Origin of the sequence: Actinomadura sp. B10D3, from assembly GCF_039871695.1 — a bacterium.
Taxonomy (GTDB): Bacteria; Actinomycetota; Actinomycetes; order Streptosporangiales; family Streptosporangiaceae; genus Spirillospora; species Spirillospora madurae.
Genome location: NZ_JBDPLY010000001.1, coordinates 259,680 through 277,811, shown reverse-complemented (window position 1 = coordinate 277,811; position 18,132 = coordinate 259,680). Strand labels below are relative to the sequence as shown.

Genomic DNA, 18,132 nt, shown 5'->3' with positions numbered 1-18,132 from the left:
GTCTAGGCGGTGGCGTTCGCGGTGACGGCCGCGGCCTTGACCGGACGCAGCGTCCGGCCGCCGAGCATGCACAGGAGCAGGGCGAGGACGCCGCCCGCGCCCGCGCCCACGAAGGCGCCGGGGACGCCCGCGAGGTCCTGCCCGATGCCGGAGACGAAGGAGCCCAGGGAGCTTCCCGCACCGACCGCCGCGGCGACCCATGCGAACGCCTCGGTGACGGTGCCGCTCGGCGCGAGCCGGTCGACGAGGCTGAAGCTGCACGCCAGGACGGGTGCGAGGAAGACGCCGGAGAGGAACGCCAGCGCCGACATGACGGGCAGGCCCGGCGCGAGGACGAGCGGTATGTAGCCGGCGGCGAGCGCGGCCAGCAGCCACGGCAGCCGGTGGTGCGGCTCGCCCGCCCACGAACGGGCGCCATAGACGATCCCGCCGGCGAGCGCGCCGCCCGCCATGCAAGCCAGTAGCAGCCCGGACGCGAGGTCGCGGCCCTGCTCCTCGGCGTAGGCGACGACGGCGACGGCGTAGACGCCGAGCGCGATGCCGGCGCAGGCGAGGGACAGCAGCAGGACGCGCAGCCCCGGGGAGCGCAGCGGGCCGGCCCAGTCGGAGGCGCGCGGCGCGCCCCGCCACCGGCGGGACGGCCCGGACAGCGCGACGACGAGCGTCCCGGCGATGCCGAGCGCGCCGGTGATCAGCAGTGCGGTCTCGGTGTTCACCACGGCGGCGGCGACGACGAGCAGCGGCCCGACGGTGAAGATGACCTCCTGGGCGGCGGCGTCCAGCGCGTAGGCGGCGTCGACCTCCGCGGGGCCGTCGAGGACGTCCGGCCAGAGGGCGCGCAGCCCGGCCTCCAGCGGCGGGGTGGCGAACCCCGCGGCGACCACGGCCGCGACCGACACCGGGAGCGGGTCGGCGCCCACGGCGGCGAGGAGGGCGAACCCGGCGGCGGCGGCGCAGGCGGACGACACCAGGACGCGCGGCTGCCCCACGTGGTCCATGACGCGGCCGAGGACGGGCTGCCCGGCGGCCGTCGCGAGCCCGAAGACGGCGGCGAGCGTCCCGGCGAGGGGGTAGCCGCCGTCGTCGGCCCGGATGTGCAGGACGACGGCGAGCATGCCCATGCCGTTCGGCAGCCGGCCGAGCAGGGTGCCGCCGAGCAGCCGGCCCGCGTAGGGCCGGCGGAGGAAGACGACGTAGCCGCGCATGTGTCCAGCCCCCGAGAATCCCCGTCATACGTATAACCCGTCCGGTCATACGTACCATTTCTCCCCCCTTCGGCTCTAGTCTGTTTTTGTCCTGATATCTGAGCAGGGAGGTGCGGGTGCCGGCCATCAGCCGTCCCACCAGCAAGGACGTGGCTCAGGAGGCCGGGGTCTCGCAGTCCACGGTCTCGCTCGTGCTGGGCGGCAAGTGGAGCGGCCGCGTCTCCCCCGCCACGGCCCGCAGCGTGCGCAGCGCCGCCGAGCGGCTCGGCTACCGGCCGAACCAGGCGGCCCGGAACCTGCGCCTGGGCACGACCCGGACGGTCCTGCTGATGGTCCCCACCCTGACCGCGCCGTTCTTCGGGCCCGTCTACACGGGCGCCGCGCGGGTCGCGGCCCGGCACGGCTTCGGGGTGGTGGTCTCCACCTGGCCGGACGGCGCGGCGGGGCCCGCCGACAGCCCGTTCGCGGCGCCGGACGAGGCGATCGACGGCATCCTCGCGTCCTCGATGGCCCCGGAGGCCCTCGCCGGGTTCCCCGGGACGCCCGCCGTGATGCTCGACAGCGGGCCCCTCGGCGACGTCCCCACCGTCGACTTCGGCGTCGCCGACGGGATGCGCGCGATCGCCGAGCACCTCGCCGGGCTCGGCCACCGCCGGATCGGGCACCTGGCCGCGGCCGTCGACCAGTGGACGTTCCACGCCCGCGCCGAGGCCCTCACCGCCGCCTTCGCGGACCTGCCCGGCGGTACGGTGACCCGCGCGGCCTGCGCGATCGACGTCGCCGCGGCGAAGGACGCCGCCGTCCGGCTGCTGGCGACCCCCGACCCGCCCACCGCGCTGGTGTGCGACGACGACCTGGTCGCGGCGGGCGCGTACAAGGCGGCGCGGGCGCTCGGCCTGGACGTGCCGTCCGAGCTGTCGGTCACCGGGTTCGACGACGTCCTGCTGGCGACGGCCCTGGAGCCCGAGCTGACGACCGTCCGGCTCCCGGCCGAGGAACTGGGCGCGGCGGGCATGACGGCGCTGCTGGAACTGCTCGCCGGACGCACTCCCGCCCCCCGCGTCCTGCCCGGCGACCTGGTCGTGCGGGGCTCGACGGCCTCCCCCCGCTACGACTGACCGGGCTTTCCCCAAAAAGCCGGGTATAAGGGGCGCATGGCATCCCATCCGTCCGAGACGGACATCGAGGGACGTCCGGAGAACCGGATCGGCGCCGCGCCCCCGAGGACCCGGGCCTGGCGCGGCGGCAAGATCGAGGCGGAGGGCTTTCCCGTCGCGGAGGTCAGCGACCACCTGGCCCGCCCGGACGCCGTCGTGTGGCTCGACCTGTGCGGCCCGGGGCACGACGACCTGCGCGTCATCAGCGACGAGCTGGGGCTCGACCCGGTCGCCGTCGAGGACGCGGTGTCCCGGCACGAGCGCGCGAAGCTCGACCGCTACGACGGCTACGGGTTCCTCAACGTGTACGTGCCGACGGTGCGCGGCGGCCGGCTGACCATGCACGAGGTGTCGGCGTTCGTCAGCGAGCGCGCGCTCGTCACGGTCCGGCAGGACACCGGGTTCGACGTGGACGAGCTGATCCGGCGCTGGGACGCGAGCCCGGACGCCGAAGGCGCCGACCGGACCGCCGCGTTCCTGCTCTACGGGGTGCTCGACATGGTCGTCGACCTGCAGATGGAGGCCGTGCAGGCGCTCGACGACGAGACCGACGAGGTCGAGGAGCTGGTCTTCGACGACGCGTTCCCGGTCAAGGAGATCCAGCGGCGCAGCTTCCTGCTGCGCAAGAACCTGGCCGCGCTGCGCCGGGTCGCGCTGCCGATGCGGGAGATCCTCAACACCCTGCTCCGCCGCGACCTGCGGCTCGTCCCGCCGCCGCTCGTGCCGTACTTCCAGGACGTCTACGACCACACGCTGCGCGTCGCGGAGTGGACGGACGGCCTGCGCGACCTCGTCGCCGACCTGCTCGACACCCGGCTGGCGCTCCAGGGCAACCGCATGAACGAGGTGATGAAGAAGGTCACCAGCTGGGCGGCGATCATCGCCGTGCCGACCGCGGTCACCGGGTTCTACGGGCAGAACATCCCGTATCCGGGGTTCTCGCAGCACTCCGGGTTCATCGTGAGCACGTCCATCATCGTCGTGTGCAGCGTCGGCCTCTACGTGATCTTCAAGCTCCGCGACTGGCTCTAGCCGCGGCGGCGTCCCAGTTCAGAGGCCAGGGATATCCGTCCGCATATCGATCATCTCCCGATATCCATATTGGACATGGCGTCGGCGGCTCTGGTCTCCTCTCCCGCATGACGAAACACGCCCCCCATATCCGGCGGCTCGGCACCGCCGCCCTCGCCCTGTCCACGCTGGCCGGAGTGGCCGGCTGCGGCGCCGGGTCCGGCACGTCCACCCGGAGCGCGGCGCCGCGGAGCAACACCTCGCAGGTGGCGGCGGCCCCCGACCCGGCGCAGGCCAAGGTCACCGAGCGGATCAGGCGGCTGGAGGCGATGCGGCACACGCGCATCGGCGCGTTCGCGATCGACAGCGGCACCGGGCGCACCGTCGGGCACCGGGCGGACGAGATCTTCCCGTTCGCCTCCACGTTCAAGGCGATGGCCTGCGGCGCGGTCCTGCGGAAGGCGCGCCAGAGCGCACCCGGCCTGCTCGACAAGGTCGTCCACTACACGAAGGACGACCTCGTCGAGTACTCCCCCGTCACCGAGAAGCACGTGGACACGGGCATGACGGTCGCCGACCTCTGCCACGCCGCCATCACCCAGAGCGACAACACCGCGGGGAACCTCGTGCTGAGGGAGATCGGCGGGCCCTCCGGCCTCACCGCGTTCCTGCGCACGCTCGGCGACCGCGTCAGCCGCAGCGACCGCTGGGAGACCGCGCTGAACGACTGGAGGCCGGGAGACAAGCGCGACACCACCGCGCCGCGCCCGTGGGCGAACGACCTGCGGGCGCTCACCGCCGGCGACGCGCTCGTCCCCGCCGACCGCCGCCGCCTCATCGGCTGGATGAAGGCCACGGTCACCGGGGACAAGCGGATCCGCGCCGGGCTGCCGAAGGGCTGGACGGTCGGCGACAAGACCGGCACCGCCGGCGTCTACGGCAACGCGAACGACATCGCGATCGCCTACCCGAAGACCGGCGCCCCGCTCGTCATCGTGATCACGACCACGCGGCCCGGCGCCGACGACGCGGCCGACGACGAATCGGTCGCCCGCACGGCCCGCATCCTCGCCGACGCGCTTCGCTGATCGCGTGGCCTCCCGACGCTGGGACGCCGGGAGGCCACGCGTGTCACAGCGCGCGGAGGAATGCGGCGGCGATGGGGGCGGCGGCCTCGGCGCCGGTGCCGCCGCCCTCGACGATGACGGCGAACGCGACGTCCTTGCGATAACCGATGAACCAGGCGTGCGTCGGCGGGTTCTCCCCCTCGCCGTACTCGGCGGTGCCGGTCTTGCCCGCCGTCCCGGACGGGAACCCGACCCCGGCCGCGGTCCCCTCGCTGACCACCGCCGGCATGAGCGCGTGCAGCGCGCTCTTCACGGCCGGCTCCAGCCTCTTCGGCTGCTCCGGCTTGCGGCCCCCGGCGTCGGCGGCCTGCGCGGCGAGCGAGGCGTCCACCAGGCGGGGCGAGCGCCAGGTGCCGTCCGCCGCGGCGGCGGCGACGCCCGCCATGTTCAGCGGGCTGGTCAGCACCCGGCCCTGGCCGAAGGACGCCGCCGCGAGCGCGGTGTCGTCCTTGGCGTCCGGAAACGCGGCGCGGACGGCGGGCAGGCCCGCGATGATCGGCGCGTTGAAGCCGAACTGGGACGCGACCTGGGCGAGCCGCTTCTCCCCCAGCTTGTCCACGGCGAGGCGCGCGAACGTCGTGTTGCAGGAATGCGCGAACGCCTCGCGGAGCGGGACCGTCCCGAAGTCCTCATGTTCGTAGTTGTGGAACGAGCGGCCGCCGATCGTCGTGGTGGCCGGGCAGCCGACCTTCGTGCCCGCGCCCATGCCGCCCGCGACGAGCGCCGCCGCCGTGACGACCTTGAACGTGGAGCCGGGCGGGTAGTGCCCCATCAGCGCGCGGTTGTAGCCGCCGGGCTTGTTGGCCACGGCGAGGATCTCCCCGGTGGACGGGCGCAGGGCCACCATGGACGCCGGCTTCTTCACGTCCGTGAGGGCCTTGCCCGCTGCGGCCTGCACCTTCGGGTCGATGGTCGTCTTCAGCGGCTTGCCCTCGGTGCCGCCGAACCGCTGCAGCGTCTTCACCGCCCTGCCCTGCGCGTCCACGATCTGGACGGCGAGGGCGGGCGTGCCGGCGAGGCGGCGCTCGTACTGCTTCTGCAGGCCGTCCGCGCCGGCCGGGTCGCCCGCGCGGTACGGGGCGCCGAGCTTCTGCGCCAGCTCGGCGGACGCGGGCCCGACCGGCCCGGCGATCTGCTGCGCGGACCCCGACGGCGACGCGCTCAGGTCGCTGCCGTCGGCGGCGAGGACGGCGGCGCGGTCCGGCCAGGCGCGGGCCGCGCGGAGCCGCTGCCCCTCCCGCAGGTCCGGGTGCATGATCTCCGGCGACCACCGGACGAGCCAGTCGCCGTCGCGCTCGACGAGCGGAAGCGCCCCCTGGAACCGCCACGTCCGGTCGCCGGCCAGTGTCAGCTCGGCGCTGTAGGCCCCGCCCGCCCTGCCGTCCTTCGTCCGGCCGACCGAGGCGACCGTGTAGCGCTGCCGGGTGACGCCGAGGTCGTCGCGCATGCGGGCGAGCCGCTGCTCGAAGTCGGCGGGCGGGCGGTCGGTCAGGGCCTTCATCGCGGCGGCGTCGCCGCCGCTCCAGGCCGCGAGGAACCGCCGCGCGGCGTCCTCCGGGTCGTCCCCGCGGCGCAGGAACCACACCGTCCCCGCCCCCACGATCACCACCGCCACCGCGATCGCGGCGGCGGCGAGCACACGGGATCGGCGCATCATCGGACTCCTTCCCCCTTCGATGGAGCCACAAGGACACCAGCCGTCGCCCGGAAAGTCCAAGATTGATATCGATTCAGACAGATATCCGAATTGCTATGATCGCTGGTCGTGAACCTGGTGGGGCATCTGCGATGCTTCGTCGTGGTCGCCGAAGAGCTGCACTTCGGCCGCGCGGCGGAGCGGCTCGGCATGGCCCAGCCGCCGCTGAGCCAGCGTATCCAGCGGCTGGAGAGGGAGCTCGGGGTGCGGCTGTTCGACCGGTCCAGCCGCCGGGTGCGGCTCACCGCGCCGGGCGGCCTGCTGCTGGAGGAGGCCCGTGACATCCTCGTCCGCGTGGACCGCGTCTACTCCGTCGCCGAGCGCGCCCGGCTCGGCGAGCTCGGCACCGTGCGCGCGGGCCTGCCGAGCGACCTCGCCGGCCCGATCGTCGCCGCGCTGATCGCCGCGTTCCGGGAGCGCCGCCCCGACCTGCGGCTCGACCTGCGCGAGACGGGAACGACGGAGCAGGTCCGGGCGCTGGCCGAGGGCGCGCTGGACGCCGGGGTGGTCCGGCACCCGTGCGACGCCCACGACCTGGAGCTCGGCCCGATGCTGGCGCAGCCCCTCGGCGTGCTGGTCCCGGCCGGGGGCGGCCTCGCCGCCGCCCCCGAGGTGCGCCTGGCCGACCTCGGCGGCCGGGCGCTCGTCGTGCCGCCGCGCGAGGAGGCTCCCGGCGCCCATGACGAGGTGCTCGCGGGGTGCCGCCGGCACGGCTACGCGCCCGCGTCCGTCCACGAGGCGCGGCATCCGGGGTTCGCGCTGGGGCTCGTCCTCGCCGGGACGGCGGTGGCGCTCGTCCCGCGCAGCGAGGACACGGCCGGGGTGGCGTGGCGGCCCCTCGCCGGCGAGCCGCTGGCGTGGCGGACGTCGTGCGTCTGGCGGCGGGCCCGCGATCCCGAGCACGCCCGCGCGATCGCCGACTTCACCGCCGTCGCGACCGCGGTGCTGCGCGACGAGGCCGGTATGACACCGCTGGACGGCGCGCCGGCGCGCCGAGTGGTGCCGCGTCCGTCGTCGGGGTTCCTCGCATGAGCGAAGCGAACCAGGGGGTGTGGGGGGCCGGCCCCCCACCGGCGGCCGGCATGAGGAAGATGGGCCGGGACGTGGCCGTGGACGTGGTGGGGCGGATCGAGGCGGAGTTCCGTGCCGCCGGGGTGACCGGGTTCCTGCACGTCGTGGACATGGACACCGGGCGGGAGGTCTCGGTCGGCGCCGACGAGCCGGTCGTGCTCGCGTCGGTGTTCAAGGTGCCGCTGCTCGTGGCGTTCCACCGGCAGGCCGCGCGGGGGCTCCTGGATCCGGCCGAGCAGGTCGTGCTGCGCCCGGACGACCGGACCGCCGGGCCGACCGGGGTGTCGGCGCTCCTGGACGAGGTGCGCATGTCGCTGCGCGACCTCACCTGCCTGATGATCACCGTCAGCGACAACGCCGCCGCCGACGTCATCATGGACCGGGTCGGCCGGGAGGCCGTCAACGCGACGGTCACCGAGCTCGGCCTGCGCGGGACCGTCATCGAGGTCGACGGCCGCGAGCTGCACGAGACGCTGCTCGCCGACGCCGGCGCGGGCAGCGTCGCGGAGGTGTGGGCGAGGCTCGACGATCCGGGCGTGCGGGGGCGGCTGCGCGCCCTCGACCCGCTGCGCACGAGCCGCAGCACCCCCCGCGACATGACGCGGATGCTGTCGATGGTCTGGCGGGACGAGGCCGCGCCTCCCGACGGCTGCGCGGCGATGCGGCGCCTGTTCGGCCTCCAGGTGTGGCCGCACCGCCTGTCGTCCGGGTTCCCCTACGACGACGTGGTGGTCAGCGGCAAGACCGGCACGCTGCCGACGCTCCGCAACGAGGTGGGCGCCGTCGAGTACCCCGACGGGGCGCGCTACGCGGTGGCGGTGTTCACCAGGTCGCTGCTCCCGATCGCCGTCCTCCCGGAGGCCGACGCCGTCATCGGCACCACGGCCCGCATCGCGGTGGAGTCGCTGCGCCGCCTGTGAACGCGGCGGGAGTGCGGACGACACAGCATGCGATCTGAAAACATAAGCTGTACCTCTCTTTTGGGCGTTCTTGGGGAGAGTTCGTTGCGGCTGCCGGAGCATCTGGATCTACTGCTCACCGACGAGCCGGTGCTCGACGTCTACTCGTACGGTCCGTGGCGCGTGCCGGACGGGCTGTTCGACGAGATCGCGACCCGGATCGACGGTCTGGCGGCCGACCCGCGGGCGGTGGAGCTGACCACCGACGAGCACAAGCTGCTGACGCTGCCGGCGTCGCTCGTCACCGCGGAGATCTTCGGGATGCTGGCGTTCCTGCCGGGCGGCGGCGCGATCAAGGCGGGCTCGTGGTCGCAGCTGCCCGAGCGGCTGCTGCACCGGCACCTGGTGAACCCGGGGCCGCTCAGCACCCGGATGACCCGCTGGGACGCGCCCGGCGGGCGGTGGCGCCCGCCGGTGGACTGGCTGATCGAGGCGCCCGACCGGGAGCTGGCGATCGAGCTGGCCCGCGACTGCCTGTCGGTGCTGGAGGGCATCGAGCCGCTGGAGGAGCGCCGCAAGGCGCTACTGCGGCTGTACGACGACCCGCCGGCGTGCGACGTGAACCTGCCCAAGATGGAGCTGCGCGAGCACTGGCACACGCACGCGGGCGACGACATCGTCACCGCGGTGCCCGAGCTGCTCGGGCCCGTCGGGTACCTGGAGTGGGTGTGCGCGGGCCTGCTCGCGTCGTACGAGCGGCTGTCGGAGGCGGCGCCGCGCGACGAGAGCATCGAGGTCCACCTGATCCAGCTGCTCCTGCAGGGGAGCATGGAGGAGGTCCCGGCGGAGCTGGCGGTCGCGCTGGGCGAGGACCGGTACCGCGAGCTCCAGCAGCGGTTCCCCGTGGAGCGCCGCGGGTTCAAGGCGGGCGCGTGGCAGGAGCGGACGCGGGCGTGGCTCGTCCGGGCGCTGGTCGCGGGAGCCGCCGACGCGTGCCGCGGCTGGCTGGACATGGCGATGCGGTTCATCGCGGTCGTCCAGGGCCTGCCGGGCGACCCGTGGTTCCCGAAGTCGGAGTGGATCCCGGTCGGCCAGTTCCAGACGGACCTGCGCCGCCTGTACGCGCCGCGCCGCCGCGTCGTCAACCCGCTCACCGAGACGCTGCGGAGCCTGCCCGCGGAGGCGGACGGCGCGGCCGCGGGCGCGGCGGGCGGGCGTCCGGAGATGGCCACGTCGCTGGTCGGGCAGCCGGAGGTGTCGGCGGCGCTGGACGAGCTGACCCGCGGCAGCGAGCCCGTCCGGCTGCTGCTCTGCGGGCCCGACGGCACCGGCAAGCGGGACGCCGCGCAGGAGCTGGGCAAGGCGCTGGCGCTCGGCCGCGACCCGCACTGGATCACCGAGAACCTGTTCGCCGGGCAGCGGCTGTCGGACGCCGTCGCCCGGCTGCACGCCGACGCCCGCGACTGCGCCGGCGAGCGGCTGCTCATCATCGAGGGCCTGGACGGGATCGTCACCGACCCCGGCAACGGCGAGGCGCTGGCCGCCGAGCTGCACCGGCTGCTCGCCGTCCACCCGGACCTGAACCTGGTCGCGCTGTGCGACGCGGGCGGCGAGGACCGGATCCGCGATATCAACCCCGTGCTGCCGCAGCGGTTCCGGATCGCGCGGACCCGGCCGTTCACCGCGGCCGGCCACGCCGAGCTGTTCCGCCGCGCGCTGGAGGCCCGCGGGGCGCGCGGGACCCGGCCGGCCGTGGAGGCGGCGGGCGCGCTCCTGGCGGCGACGCCGCCGGTGCAGACGCTGCGCAACGCCCGGCTGGCGCCGCACCTGGCCGACCTCACGGTCGCGGCGGCCCGCGCCCGGACCGCGCCCGGCGAGGAGCTGGTCGTCCGCAAGCAGGACATCCCCGACACGCTGGACACCGCGCAGGCGCCCGGGAACCCGCTGGCGGAGCTGCGCGACCTCACCGGGCTCGACACCGTCAAGCACGAGATCGCGCTGCTGGTCGCCGGGACGCACGCGGCGCGGCTGCGCAGCGAGAACGGGCTCCAGATCACCCCGCCGACGCGGCACATGGTGTTCACCGGCAACCCGGGGACCGGCAAGACGATGGTGGCCCGGCTGCTCGGCCGCATCTACAAGCGGCTCGGCGTGCTGTCGTCCGGGCATCTGGTGGAGGCGTCCCGCGCCCACCTGGTCGGCGAGTACATCGGACAGACCGCGCCCCGGACGCGCCGGCTGGTCGAGCGCGCGATCGGCGGCGTGCTGTTCATCGACGAGGCGTACACGCTGACGCAGTCGCCGCTGAAGGGCGACTACGGGCACGAGGCGATCGCCGAGCTGGTCAAGCTGATGGAGGACCACCGCGACGACCTGGTCGTGATCGTCGCCGGCTACCAGCAGGAGATGGCCGAGTTCCTCTCCGCCAACCCGGGCCTGGACTCGCGCTTCCCCAAGCAGATCCACTTCCCGGACTACACCGACGACGAGCTGATCACCGTGTTCGGGCAGCTCGCCGCCGCCGACGGGTTCGAGCTGGCGCCCGGCACCGCCGACGTGCTGCGGACGATGCTGCGCCGCGCGCCCCGCGGCCCGTCGTTCGGCAACGGCCGCCTGATGCGCAACATGCTGGACGTCGCCGTCGCGAACCAGGCCGACCGGGTCGCGTCCGCCGCCGTGTCGTTCAGGAAGGACGGGCCGGCGGGGAAGGGTGCGGCCGGCAAGGACGGGGAGCCGGTCAGGACGCCCAGCAGGAAGGAGCTGGTCACCCTGACGGCCGACGACCTGCCGCCGCTCCTCGACCACCCCGAGGAGTTCTTCGGCCTCTACCTCTGACCGAAGGCTTCACCTGGGGGGCGTCGTCCCTCACCGGGGATCGAGCCGCTCGGCGGCGTCGAAGAGCAGGCTCTCGGCGCCGCGCCGGGCGACGAGCTGCGCCCCGACGGGCAGGCCGCCCACGGTCCCGGCGGGGACGGTCAGCGCGGGCAGGCCGAGCACGTTCCACGCGGACGTGAGGCTGACCATCAGCGGGGTGAGGGGGCCGAGCCCGACCTCGGTGGCGCCGATCTTCGGGGCGGTGATCGGCATGGTGGGCATGGCCAGCAGGTCGTAGCGGTCGAGCAGCGCGTCGACCTCCCGCGCGTACCGGTCCCGCTCGCGCAGCGCCCGGACGAGCCGCCAGCCGGGCATCCGGGCGGCCTCCTCCAGGCGCCCGAGCGTCTCCGGCCGGTACAGTCCGGGCGCCTCGGCCATCCGTTCGGCGTGCACGTCGGCCGCCTCGCCGAACTCGATCGGGAGGAACACCTGCCGGATCCCGGCGAAGTCGACCCGCTCGGCGGGCGCGTCCGGGAACAGCGCCCGGACGGTCCGCTCCACCTCGGGGTCGCAGGCGGGCGGATCGATCCAGGCGATCCGCCCGCGCGGCGCGGCCGCGTCCACGGGCGCGGGGTCGGCCTCCGCGGGACCGGTCAGGGCGCGGTAGGCGGTGCGGCAGTCGGCGGCGGTGCCGGCGAGGACGCCCACGTGGTCCAGCGAGCGCGACAGCGGGAACACCCCGTCGGCGGGGAGCGCGCCGTACGCGGGCTTGAACCCGGCGATCCCGCAGAACGCCGACGGGATGCGCACCGACCCGCCGGTGTCGGTGCCCAGCGCGAGCGGGACCACGCCGGTGGCGACGGCGACCGCGCTGCCGCTGCTGGACCCGCCCGACATCCGCTCCCGGTCGTGCGGGTTGCGCACCGGGCCGTTCACCGACACGTCGCCGGTGCCGCCGAATGCGAACTCCTGCGTACTGGTCTTCCCGACGATGACGGCGCCCGCGTCGCGGAGCATCGTCACGCATGCGGCGTCGGCATCGGCGACATGGTCGGCGTAGTGCGCCGAGCCCATCCCGGTGGGCAGGCCCGCGACGTCGATGATGTCCTTCACGGCGACGGGGACGCCGTGCAGCGGGCCCCGGTCGATGCCGGACGCCCGCTCCTCGTCCGCCCACGCGGCGGCCGCGCCGGCGCCCTCCGGGTCCAGGGTCACGAAGGCGTTCAGGCCGGGGTCGACGGACTCCAGGGCGCGTGCGGCCAGTTCCCGCGCCGACACCCGTCCCGAACGCAGGTCGCGGCCGATGCCGGCCAGCGTCCGTCCGGAGAAGAACCCGCCCATTCCGCCTCCTTGCCTGTCACCTGTACCGATCTGCGTAGCATGGCAGACCGGACGCGCCCGGGGCCGCCGGATGCCGGGGCCTTCCGCCGGTCGCTCCGCGTCGCCCACTCGTCGCCCTGCGTCGACCTTTCGTCGCAGCCCGCGCGCCGTTCGCCGACCGCCGGCCCTGAGCGGTGAACCTACGCGCCGGTACGAGGCAGGCTTCAACGCACCGAGGGGAGACGCCGGCGCCGGTTCGCTGGGGGGCGGGGCGGAGGTCCGCCGATCAGCGGCGCGATCACCGCCCCTGTAACCGGCCGGCGTCCGCATCCAGGGTGGGGGAACGAGGCCACGGCCGGGCGCCGTGGCCTCGTTCGTGTGCGGGGGTGTGCGCGGTGTCCGGGCGCGCGGGACGTTCGGCCCTGGCCCGGCGCGCGTACCGATGATGGGCTCGCCGTGACGGTTCAGGACGCCGGTTCGGGGGACGTGATTCCCCCAGGGCGGTACGAGCACCGGAGGGACGCGCCATGGCCGAGTCCGTCGCCATGACCGACGACGACGTGAGGGAGATCGACGCATACTGGAGAGCCGCCAACTACCTGTCCGTGGGGCAGATCTACCTGCTCGACAACCCGCTGCTGCGCGAGCCGCTCGCCCGGGACCACATCAAGCCGCGGCTGCTCGGGCACTGGGGCACCTCGCCGGGCCTCAACTTCTGCTACGCGCATCTGAACCGCGCGATCCGCGCCCGCGACCTGGACATGATCTACATCATGGGCCCGGGGCACGGCGGACCCGCGGCGGTCGCGAACGCGTGGCTGGAGGGCACCTACAGCGAGGTGTACCCGGACGTCTCGCAGGACGCCGCGGGGATGCGCCGGCTGTTCCGGCAGTTCTCCTTCCCCGGCGGCGTGCCGAGCCACGTGGCGCCGGAGACCCCCGGCTCCATCCACGAGGGCGGTGAGCTGGGGTACTCGCTCGCCCACGCGTACGGGGCGGCGTTCGACAACCCCGGCCTGGTCGTCGCCTGCATCGTCGGGGACGGCGAGGCCGAGACCGGGCCGCTCGCGGCGAGCTGGCACTCCACCAAGTTCCTCGACCCGGTGAAGGACGGGGCCGTCCTGCCGATCCTGCACCTGAACGGCTACAAGATCGCGAACCCGACGGTGCTGGCGCGGATCCCCGAGGAGGAGCTGGTGCAGCTGCTCGACGGGTACGGGTACCGGCCGTTCCTCGTGAGCGGGGACGAGCCGGCGTCCATGCACCGCAAGATGGCCGCCGCGCTCGGCCAGGCGCTCGACGAGATCGCCGACATCCAGCACGGCGCCCGCGCGGGCCGGGTCTCCGCCCGGCGCCGCTGGCCCATGATCGTCCTGCGGTCCCCCAAGGGCTGGACGGGCCCGAAGGAGGTCGACGGCCGCCCGGTCGAGAACACGTGGCGCTCCCACCAGGTGCCGCTCGGCGGCGTCCGCGACGACCCCGGGCATCTCGCGCATCTGGAGGAGTGGCTGCGCTCCTACCGCCCGGACGAGCTGTTCGACGAGGACGGCCGCCCGGTGGCCGCGCTGCGGGCCCTCGCGCCCGAGGGCGAGCGGCGGATGAGCGCCAACCCGCACGCCAACGGCGGGCTGCTGCTGAAGCCGCTGGCGCTGCCCGACTTCCGCGACTACGCCGTCCCGGTCGACAAGCCCGGCACCACGACCTCCGAAGCCACCCGGACGTTCGGGACGTTCCTGCGCGACGTCGTCCGGGCCAACCCGTCCAACTTCCGGATCATGGGCGCGGACGAGACCGCGTCCAACCGGCTCGGCGACGTGTTCGAGGCGACCGACCGCGTCTTCCAGGGCGAGCGGCTCCCGACCGACGAGCACCAGGGGCCGTCCGGCCAGGTCATGGAGGTGCTGAGCGAGCACCTGTGCCAGGGATGGCTGGAGGGCTACCTCCTCACCGGCCGGCACGGGCTGTTCACCAGCTACGAGGCGTTCGTGCACATCGTCGACGCGATGTTCAACCAGCACGCGAAGTGGCTCAAGGTCACCCGCGCCCTGCCGTGGCGGCGGCCGATCGCCTCGCTGAACTACCTGCTGTCGTCGCACGTGTGGCGGCAGGACCACAACGGCTTCACCCACCAGGACCCCGGCTTCCTCGACGTCGTGATGAACAAGAAGCCGGAGATCGTCCGGGTGTACCTGCCGCCGGACGCCAACACGCTGCTGTCGGTCGGCGACCACTGCCTGCGGTCCCGGGACTACGTCAACGTGGTCGTGGCCGGGAAGCAGCCCGCGCTGAACTGGCTGCCGATGGACGCCGCCGTCGCGCACTGCACCCGCGGCATCGGCATCTGGGAGTGGGCCTCGACCGAGGGCGGCGCCGACCCGGACGTGGTGCTGGCCTGCGCGGGCGACATCCCGACTCTGGAGACCCTCGCCGCCGCGGACCTGCTCCGGCGGCTGTTCCCCGACCTGCGCGTCCGGGTCGTGAACGTGGTGGACCTGATGCGGCTGCTGCCGCCCAGCGAGCACCCGCACGGCATGCCCGACAGCGAGTACGACGCCCTGTTCACCACGGACAAGCCGGTGATCTTCGCGTTCCACGGCTACCCCTACCTCGTCCACCGCCTCACCTACCGCCGCGCCGGGCACCCCAACCTGCACGTCCGCGGCTACAAGGAGGAGGGGACGACGACCACGCCGTTCGACATGGTCATGCTGAACGACCTCGACCGCTACCACCTGGTCATGGACGTCATCGACCGGGTCCCGTCGCTCGGCGGGCGCGTCGCCCACATCCGGCAGCGGATGGCCGACCAGCGCCTGTTCATGCGGGCCTACACCCGCGAGCACGGCGAGGACGCGCCGGAGGTCGGCGACTGGACGTGGCCGTACTGATGCGGGTCCTGACGGTCAACCCGGGGTCGAGCAGCCTCAAGGTGAGCCTGCTCGACCCCGACGGCACGGTCCTCGCGGACGACGCGGGCGCGGAGCACGAGCTGGCCGGGCTGGTCGGCGGGCTGCCGAAGCCGGACGCGATCGGCGTCCGGTTCGTCCACGGCGGGACCGACTACACCGAGGCGGTGCGCGTCGACGCGACGGTCACCGCGCGGCTCCGCGACCTCGCCGACCTCGCCCCGCTGCACCAGCCGGCGTCCCTGGAGGCGCTGTCGGCGGTCACCGAGGCGCTTCCGGGCGTCCCGGTCGTGGCCTGCTTCGACACCGCGTTCCACGCCACGCTGCCGGACGAGGCCTCGACGTACGCGCTCCCGCGGGAGTGGCGGGAGCGGTTCGGCCTGCGCCGCTACGGATTCCACGGGCTGTCGTTCTCCTACGCCGTCCGCCGGGCGGGCGAGCTGCTCGGCACCGACCCGGCCGGGCTCCGGATGGTGGTGTGCCACCTCGGCGCGGGCGCTTCGCTGTGCGCGGTCGCCGGCGGCCGGTCGGTGGACACCACGATGGGCTTCACGCCGCTGGAAGGCCTGGTCATGGCGTCGCGGGCGGGCAGCATCGACCCCGGCGTCCCGCTGTGGCTGATCAAGCACGGGATCCCCGCCGAGGAGGTGAACCGGGCGCTGGAGCGCGACTCCGGGCTGCGCGGCCTGACCGGCACCGGGGACATGCGCCGCATCCGCGAGCTGGCCGCCGGCCACGACGTCACCGCCCTCGCCGCCCTGGACGTCTACCACCACCGGCTCCGGGCCTGCGCCGCCGCGATGACCGCCTCGCTCGGCGGGCTGGACGCGCTCGTGTTCACCGGCGGCGTCGGGGAGCACGACCCGTCCGTCCGGATGCGCCTCGCCGAGGACCTCGGCTACCTGGGCACCGCCGTCGACCCGGACCGCAACGCCGCCGCGGACGGGGACGCCGACATCACCCACGCGGGCGCCGCCGTCCGGACCCTGGTCGTCACCGCCCGCGAGGACCTGGAGATCGCCGCGGCCGTCCGGCGCCGCCTGCGCCGGGGTGCGACAGATGGGACATTACCGCCTTGACCATGCGATTGTGGTGAAACACTAGTTAGCCACAATAAAGTGTGACAGTGGATACCCCCTCAGGCGCTGTGGAGGGCACTGCGGCCAGGAAGCTGGAGAGCATCAAGGCGCTCATTGGCGAGACGTTCGCCCACGTGGACGTCGACACGTTCCTGGACACGCTCCTCGAACGGATCCAGGACGTCCTGGACGTGGACACCGCGACCGTCCTCCTCCTCGACAGGCCGGGACGCGATCTCGTCGCGGCGGCCGCGCGGGGCCTTGAGGAAGAGGTCACCCAGGCCGCCCACGTCCCGGTGGGCCGGGGGTTCGCCGGACGCGTCGCGGCCGAGCGGCGGCCCATCTACATCGCCGATGTGCCGACCGCCGACGTGTTCAACCCGCTCCTGGTCCAGAAGGGCCTCCACTCACTGTTCGGCGTACCGCTCATCCGCAGCGGCACCCTGGTGGGCGTCATGCACGTCGGAACGCTCGCCCCGCGCCGCTTCACCGCGGAGGAGGAGGAACTCCTACAGCTCGCAGCGTCCCAGGCGGCAATGGCGGTGCAGTCGATGTTGACCCAGGCCGAGCACACGGGAGCGCAGGAACTGCAGCGCAGCCTGATCCCGTCCGAACTCCCCGACGTCCCCGGCTTCGAGCTCGCCGCCCGCTACCGTCCCGGCAAGGCGATCGTGGGCGGGGACTGGTACGACATGTTCCCGCTCCCCTCGGGCGAGATCGGCATCGTCATGGGGGACGTGGCGGGACACGGGCTGCCGGCGGCCGTCATCATGGGCCGGATGCGCAGCGCCCTGCGGGCCTACGCGCTGGAATCGGACGACCCGGGAGAGGTCCTGCACAGGCTCAACCGGAAGATGCTGCACTTCGAGCCCGAGGCGACGGCCACCGTCGCGTACGCGCTGTGCGATCCCCGCACGGGGCGGGTCCGGGTGTCCTCGGCGGGCCACCCTCCCCCGGTCTTCGCCGCGCCGGGCGCCCCGGCCCGCGCCGTCGACGTGGCCTTCGACGTCCTGATCGGCCTGGACGAGGTGGCCCCCCGACGCACCACGACCGTCGACCTCCCCCCGGGCTCCCTGCTGGGCTTCTACACCGACGGGCTGATCGAGCGGCGGGACAACTCGATCCTCACCGGCATCCAGAAGCTCTGCGGGGCCACCTACGCCGGCCCGCCCGAGCAGGTCGCCGCCGCGGTGATGTCGGCGCTCATCGGCCGGGACCCGGCCAGCGACGACGTCGCCCTGCTGCTGATGCGCCGATCCGCGGTCTGAGGCCCGGGGCCGCCGTCAGCGGGCCCGGGCCCGGTTCTCCTCGTCCTCCAGAAGGGGGCCGATGCGGAACGGGACCTGGTGCGTCAGGACGATCGAGGTGGTGCTGCGGCGGACGCCGGGGCACGCCAGGATCGAGTCGATCACCTCGTGCAGCTGCTTGCCGTTCGGGGCGACCGCGCGGACCAGGAGATCCCCCTGGCCGGTGATGCCGAGCACCTCCAGAACGCGCGGGATCGCGGAGAGCGCGACGGCCGCCTCGCGGAGCCGGCCCTGCGCGACCTCCAGCGTGACGAAGGCGGTCAGCTCGAAGCCGATGGCGCCGAGGTCGACCTCCCGGCCGCGGTGCCCGATCACCCCCTCGCGTTCGAGCCGCTCGACGCGGGCGTGCGCGGTGTTGCGGGCGATGCCGAGCTTGGCGGCCAGCTCGGTGACGCCGATCCGCGGCTGCTCGACGAGGCGGCGCAGGATCTGGAGATCGAGAAGCGTGGTACGGGTCACAATGCTCAGCTCCGGCGGGTGACTCGATCCTGACTTGAGCAATCCGCTCAATTATCGTCCCACCATCTTGCACACCGCTCA

General features: G+C 74.0%; 13 protein-coding genes. 9 read left to right on the top strand and 4 right to left on the bottom strand.

Translation table 11 applies throughout. The annotated features are described in order from the left end of the window. Positions 1 to 2: 2 nt before the first annotated feature. Entirely contained in the window at positions 3 to 1,205 is a 1,203-nt protein-coding gene (locus ABGB11_RS01145; RefSeq protein ID WP_347627801.1) for an MFS transporter, read from the bottom strand. 116 nt (positions 1,206 to 1,321) lie between these two features. On the opposite strand from ABGB11_RS01145, the gene ABGB11_RS01140 reads away from it, so the two are divergent. The 3 genes from ABGB11_RS01140 (at position 1,322) to bla (ending at position 4,461) form a co-directional block, all read left to right on the top strand. After that, complete coding sequence (locus ABGB11_RS01140; RefSeq protein WP_347627799.1) at positions 1,322 to 2,323, top strand: LacI family DNA-binding transcriptional regulator; 1,002 nt, start codon at positions 1,322 to 1,324, stop codon at positions 2,321 to 2,323. Between the two features lie 36 nt (positions 2,324 to 2,359). Then, positions 2,360 to 3,394 carry a magnesium transporter CorA family protein gene (locus ABGB11_RS01135; RefSeq protein WP_347627797.1) on the top strand — a complete coding sequence of 345 codons (1,035 nt, stop codon included), beginning with the start codon at positions 2,360 to 2,362 and terminating at the stop codon, positions 3,392 to 3,394. 107 nt (positions 3,395 to 3,501) lie between these two features. Continuing rightward, entirely contained in the window at positions 3,502 to 4,461 is a 960-nt protein-coding gene (gene bla / locus ABGB11_RS01130) for a class A beta-lactamase (protein ID WP_347627795.1), read from the top strand. 43 nt (positions 4,462 to 4,504) lie between these two features. Here bla and ABGB11_RS01125 read toward each other — a convergent pair whose 3' ends face one another. Further along, positions 4,505 to 6,154, bottom strand: coding sequence for a penicillin-binding transpeptidase domain-containing protein (locus ABGB11_RS01125; protein ID WP_347627793.1), 1,650 nt, complete (start codon positions 6,152 to 6,154; stop codon positions 4,505 to 4,507). 111 nt (positions 6,155 to 6,265) lie between these two features. Between ABGB11_RS01125 and ABGB11_RS01120 the strand changes: the two genes are divergently transcribed. The 3 genes from ABGB11_RS01120 (at position 6,266) to ABGB11_RS01110 (ending at position 11,001) form a co-directional block, all read left to right on the top strand. After that, positions 6,266 to 7,228 (top strand): LysR family transcriptional regulator, encoded by a 963-nt coding sequence (locus ABGB11_RS01120; protein WP_347627791.1) that lies wholly within the window; start codon positions 6,266 to 6,268, stop codon positions 7,226 to 7,228. Beyond that, positions 7,225 to 8,187, top strand: coding sequence for a serine hydrolase (locus ABGB11_RS01115; protein WP_347627789.1), 963 nt, complete (start codon positions 7,225 to 7,227; stop codon positions 8,185 to 8,187). Before ABGB11_RS01120 ends, ABGB11_RS01115 begins: the two co-directional genes overlap by 4 nt. 84 nt (positions 8,188 to 8,271) lie before the next feature. Further along, positions 8,272 to 11,001 (top strand): AAA family ATPase, encoded by a 2,730-nt coding sequence (locus ABGB11_RS01110; RefSeq protein WP_347627787.1) that lies wholly within the window; start codon positions 8,272 to 8,274, stop codon positions 10,999 to 11,001. Positions 11,002 to 11,031: 30 nt separating this feature from the next. Here ABGB11_RS01110 and ABGB11_RS01105 read toward each other — a convergent pair whose 3' ends face one another. After that, the gene (locus ABGB11_RS01105; protein WP_347627785.1) at positions 11,032 to 12,321 is read right to left on the bottom strand and encodes an amidase; all 1,290 of its coding nucleotides are present in this window, start codon (positions 12,319 to 12,321) and stop codon (positions 11,032 to 11,034) included. A gap of 506 nt (positions 12,322 to 12,827) precedes the next feature. On the opposite strand from ABGB11_RS01105, the gene ABGB11_RS01100 reads away from it, so the two are divergent. Genes ABGB11_RS01100 through ABGB11_RS01090 form a run of 3 tightly spaced genes read left to right on the top strand, consistent with a single transcriptional unit; the run spans position 12,828 to position 17,553 of the window. Next, complete coding sequence (locus tag ABGB11_RS01100; protein ID WP_347627783.1) at positions 12,828 to 15,188, top strand: phosphoketolase family protein; 2,361 nt, start codon at positions 12,828 to 12,830, stop codon at positions 15,186 to 15,188. Beyond that, a complete protein-coding gene (locus ABGB11_RS01095; protein WP_347628537.1) occupies positions 15,188 to 16,285 on the top strand; it encodes an acetate/propionate family kinase in 1,098 nt (365 codons plus the stop codon). Before ABGB11_RS01100 ends, ABGB11_RS01095 begins: the two co-directional genes overlap by 1 nt. 47 nt (positions 16,286 to 16,332) lie before the next feature. Next, entirely contained in the window at positions 16,333 to 17,553 is a 1,221-nt protein-coding gene (locus tag ABGB11_RS01090) for a GAF domain-containing SpoIIE family protein phosphatase (RefSeq protein ID WP_347627781.1), read from the top strand. A 15-nt stretch (positions 17,554 to 17,568) separates the two neighbouring features. Here the strand turns inward: ABGB11_RS01090 and ABGB11_RS01085 are convergent, their stop codons facing one another. Then, positions 17,569 to 18,051, bottom strand: coding sequence for an Lrp/AsnC family transcriptional regulator (locus ABGB11_RS01085; protein WP_347627779.1), 483 nt, complete (start codon positions 18,049 to 18,051; stop codon positions 17,569 to 17,571). Positions 18,052 to 18,132: the final 81 nt, after the last annotated feature.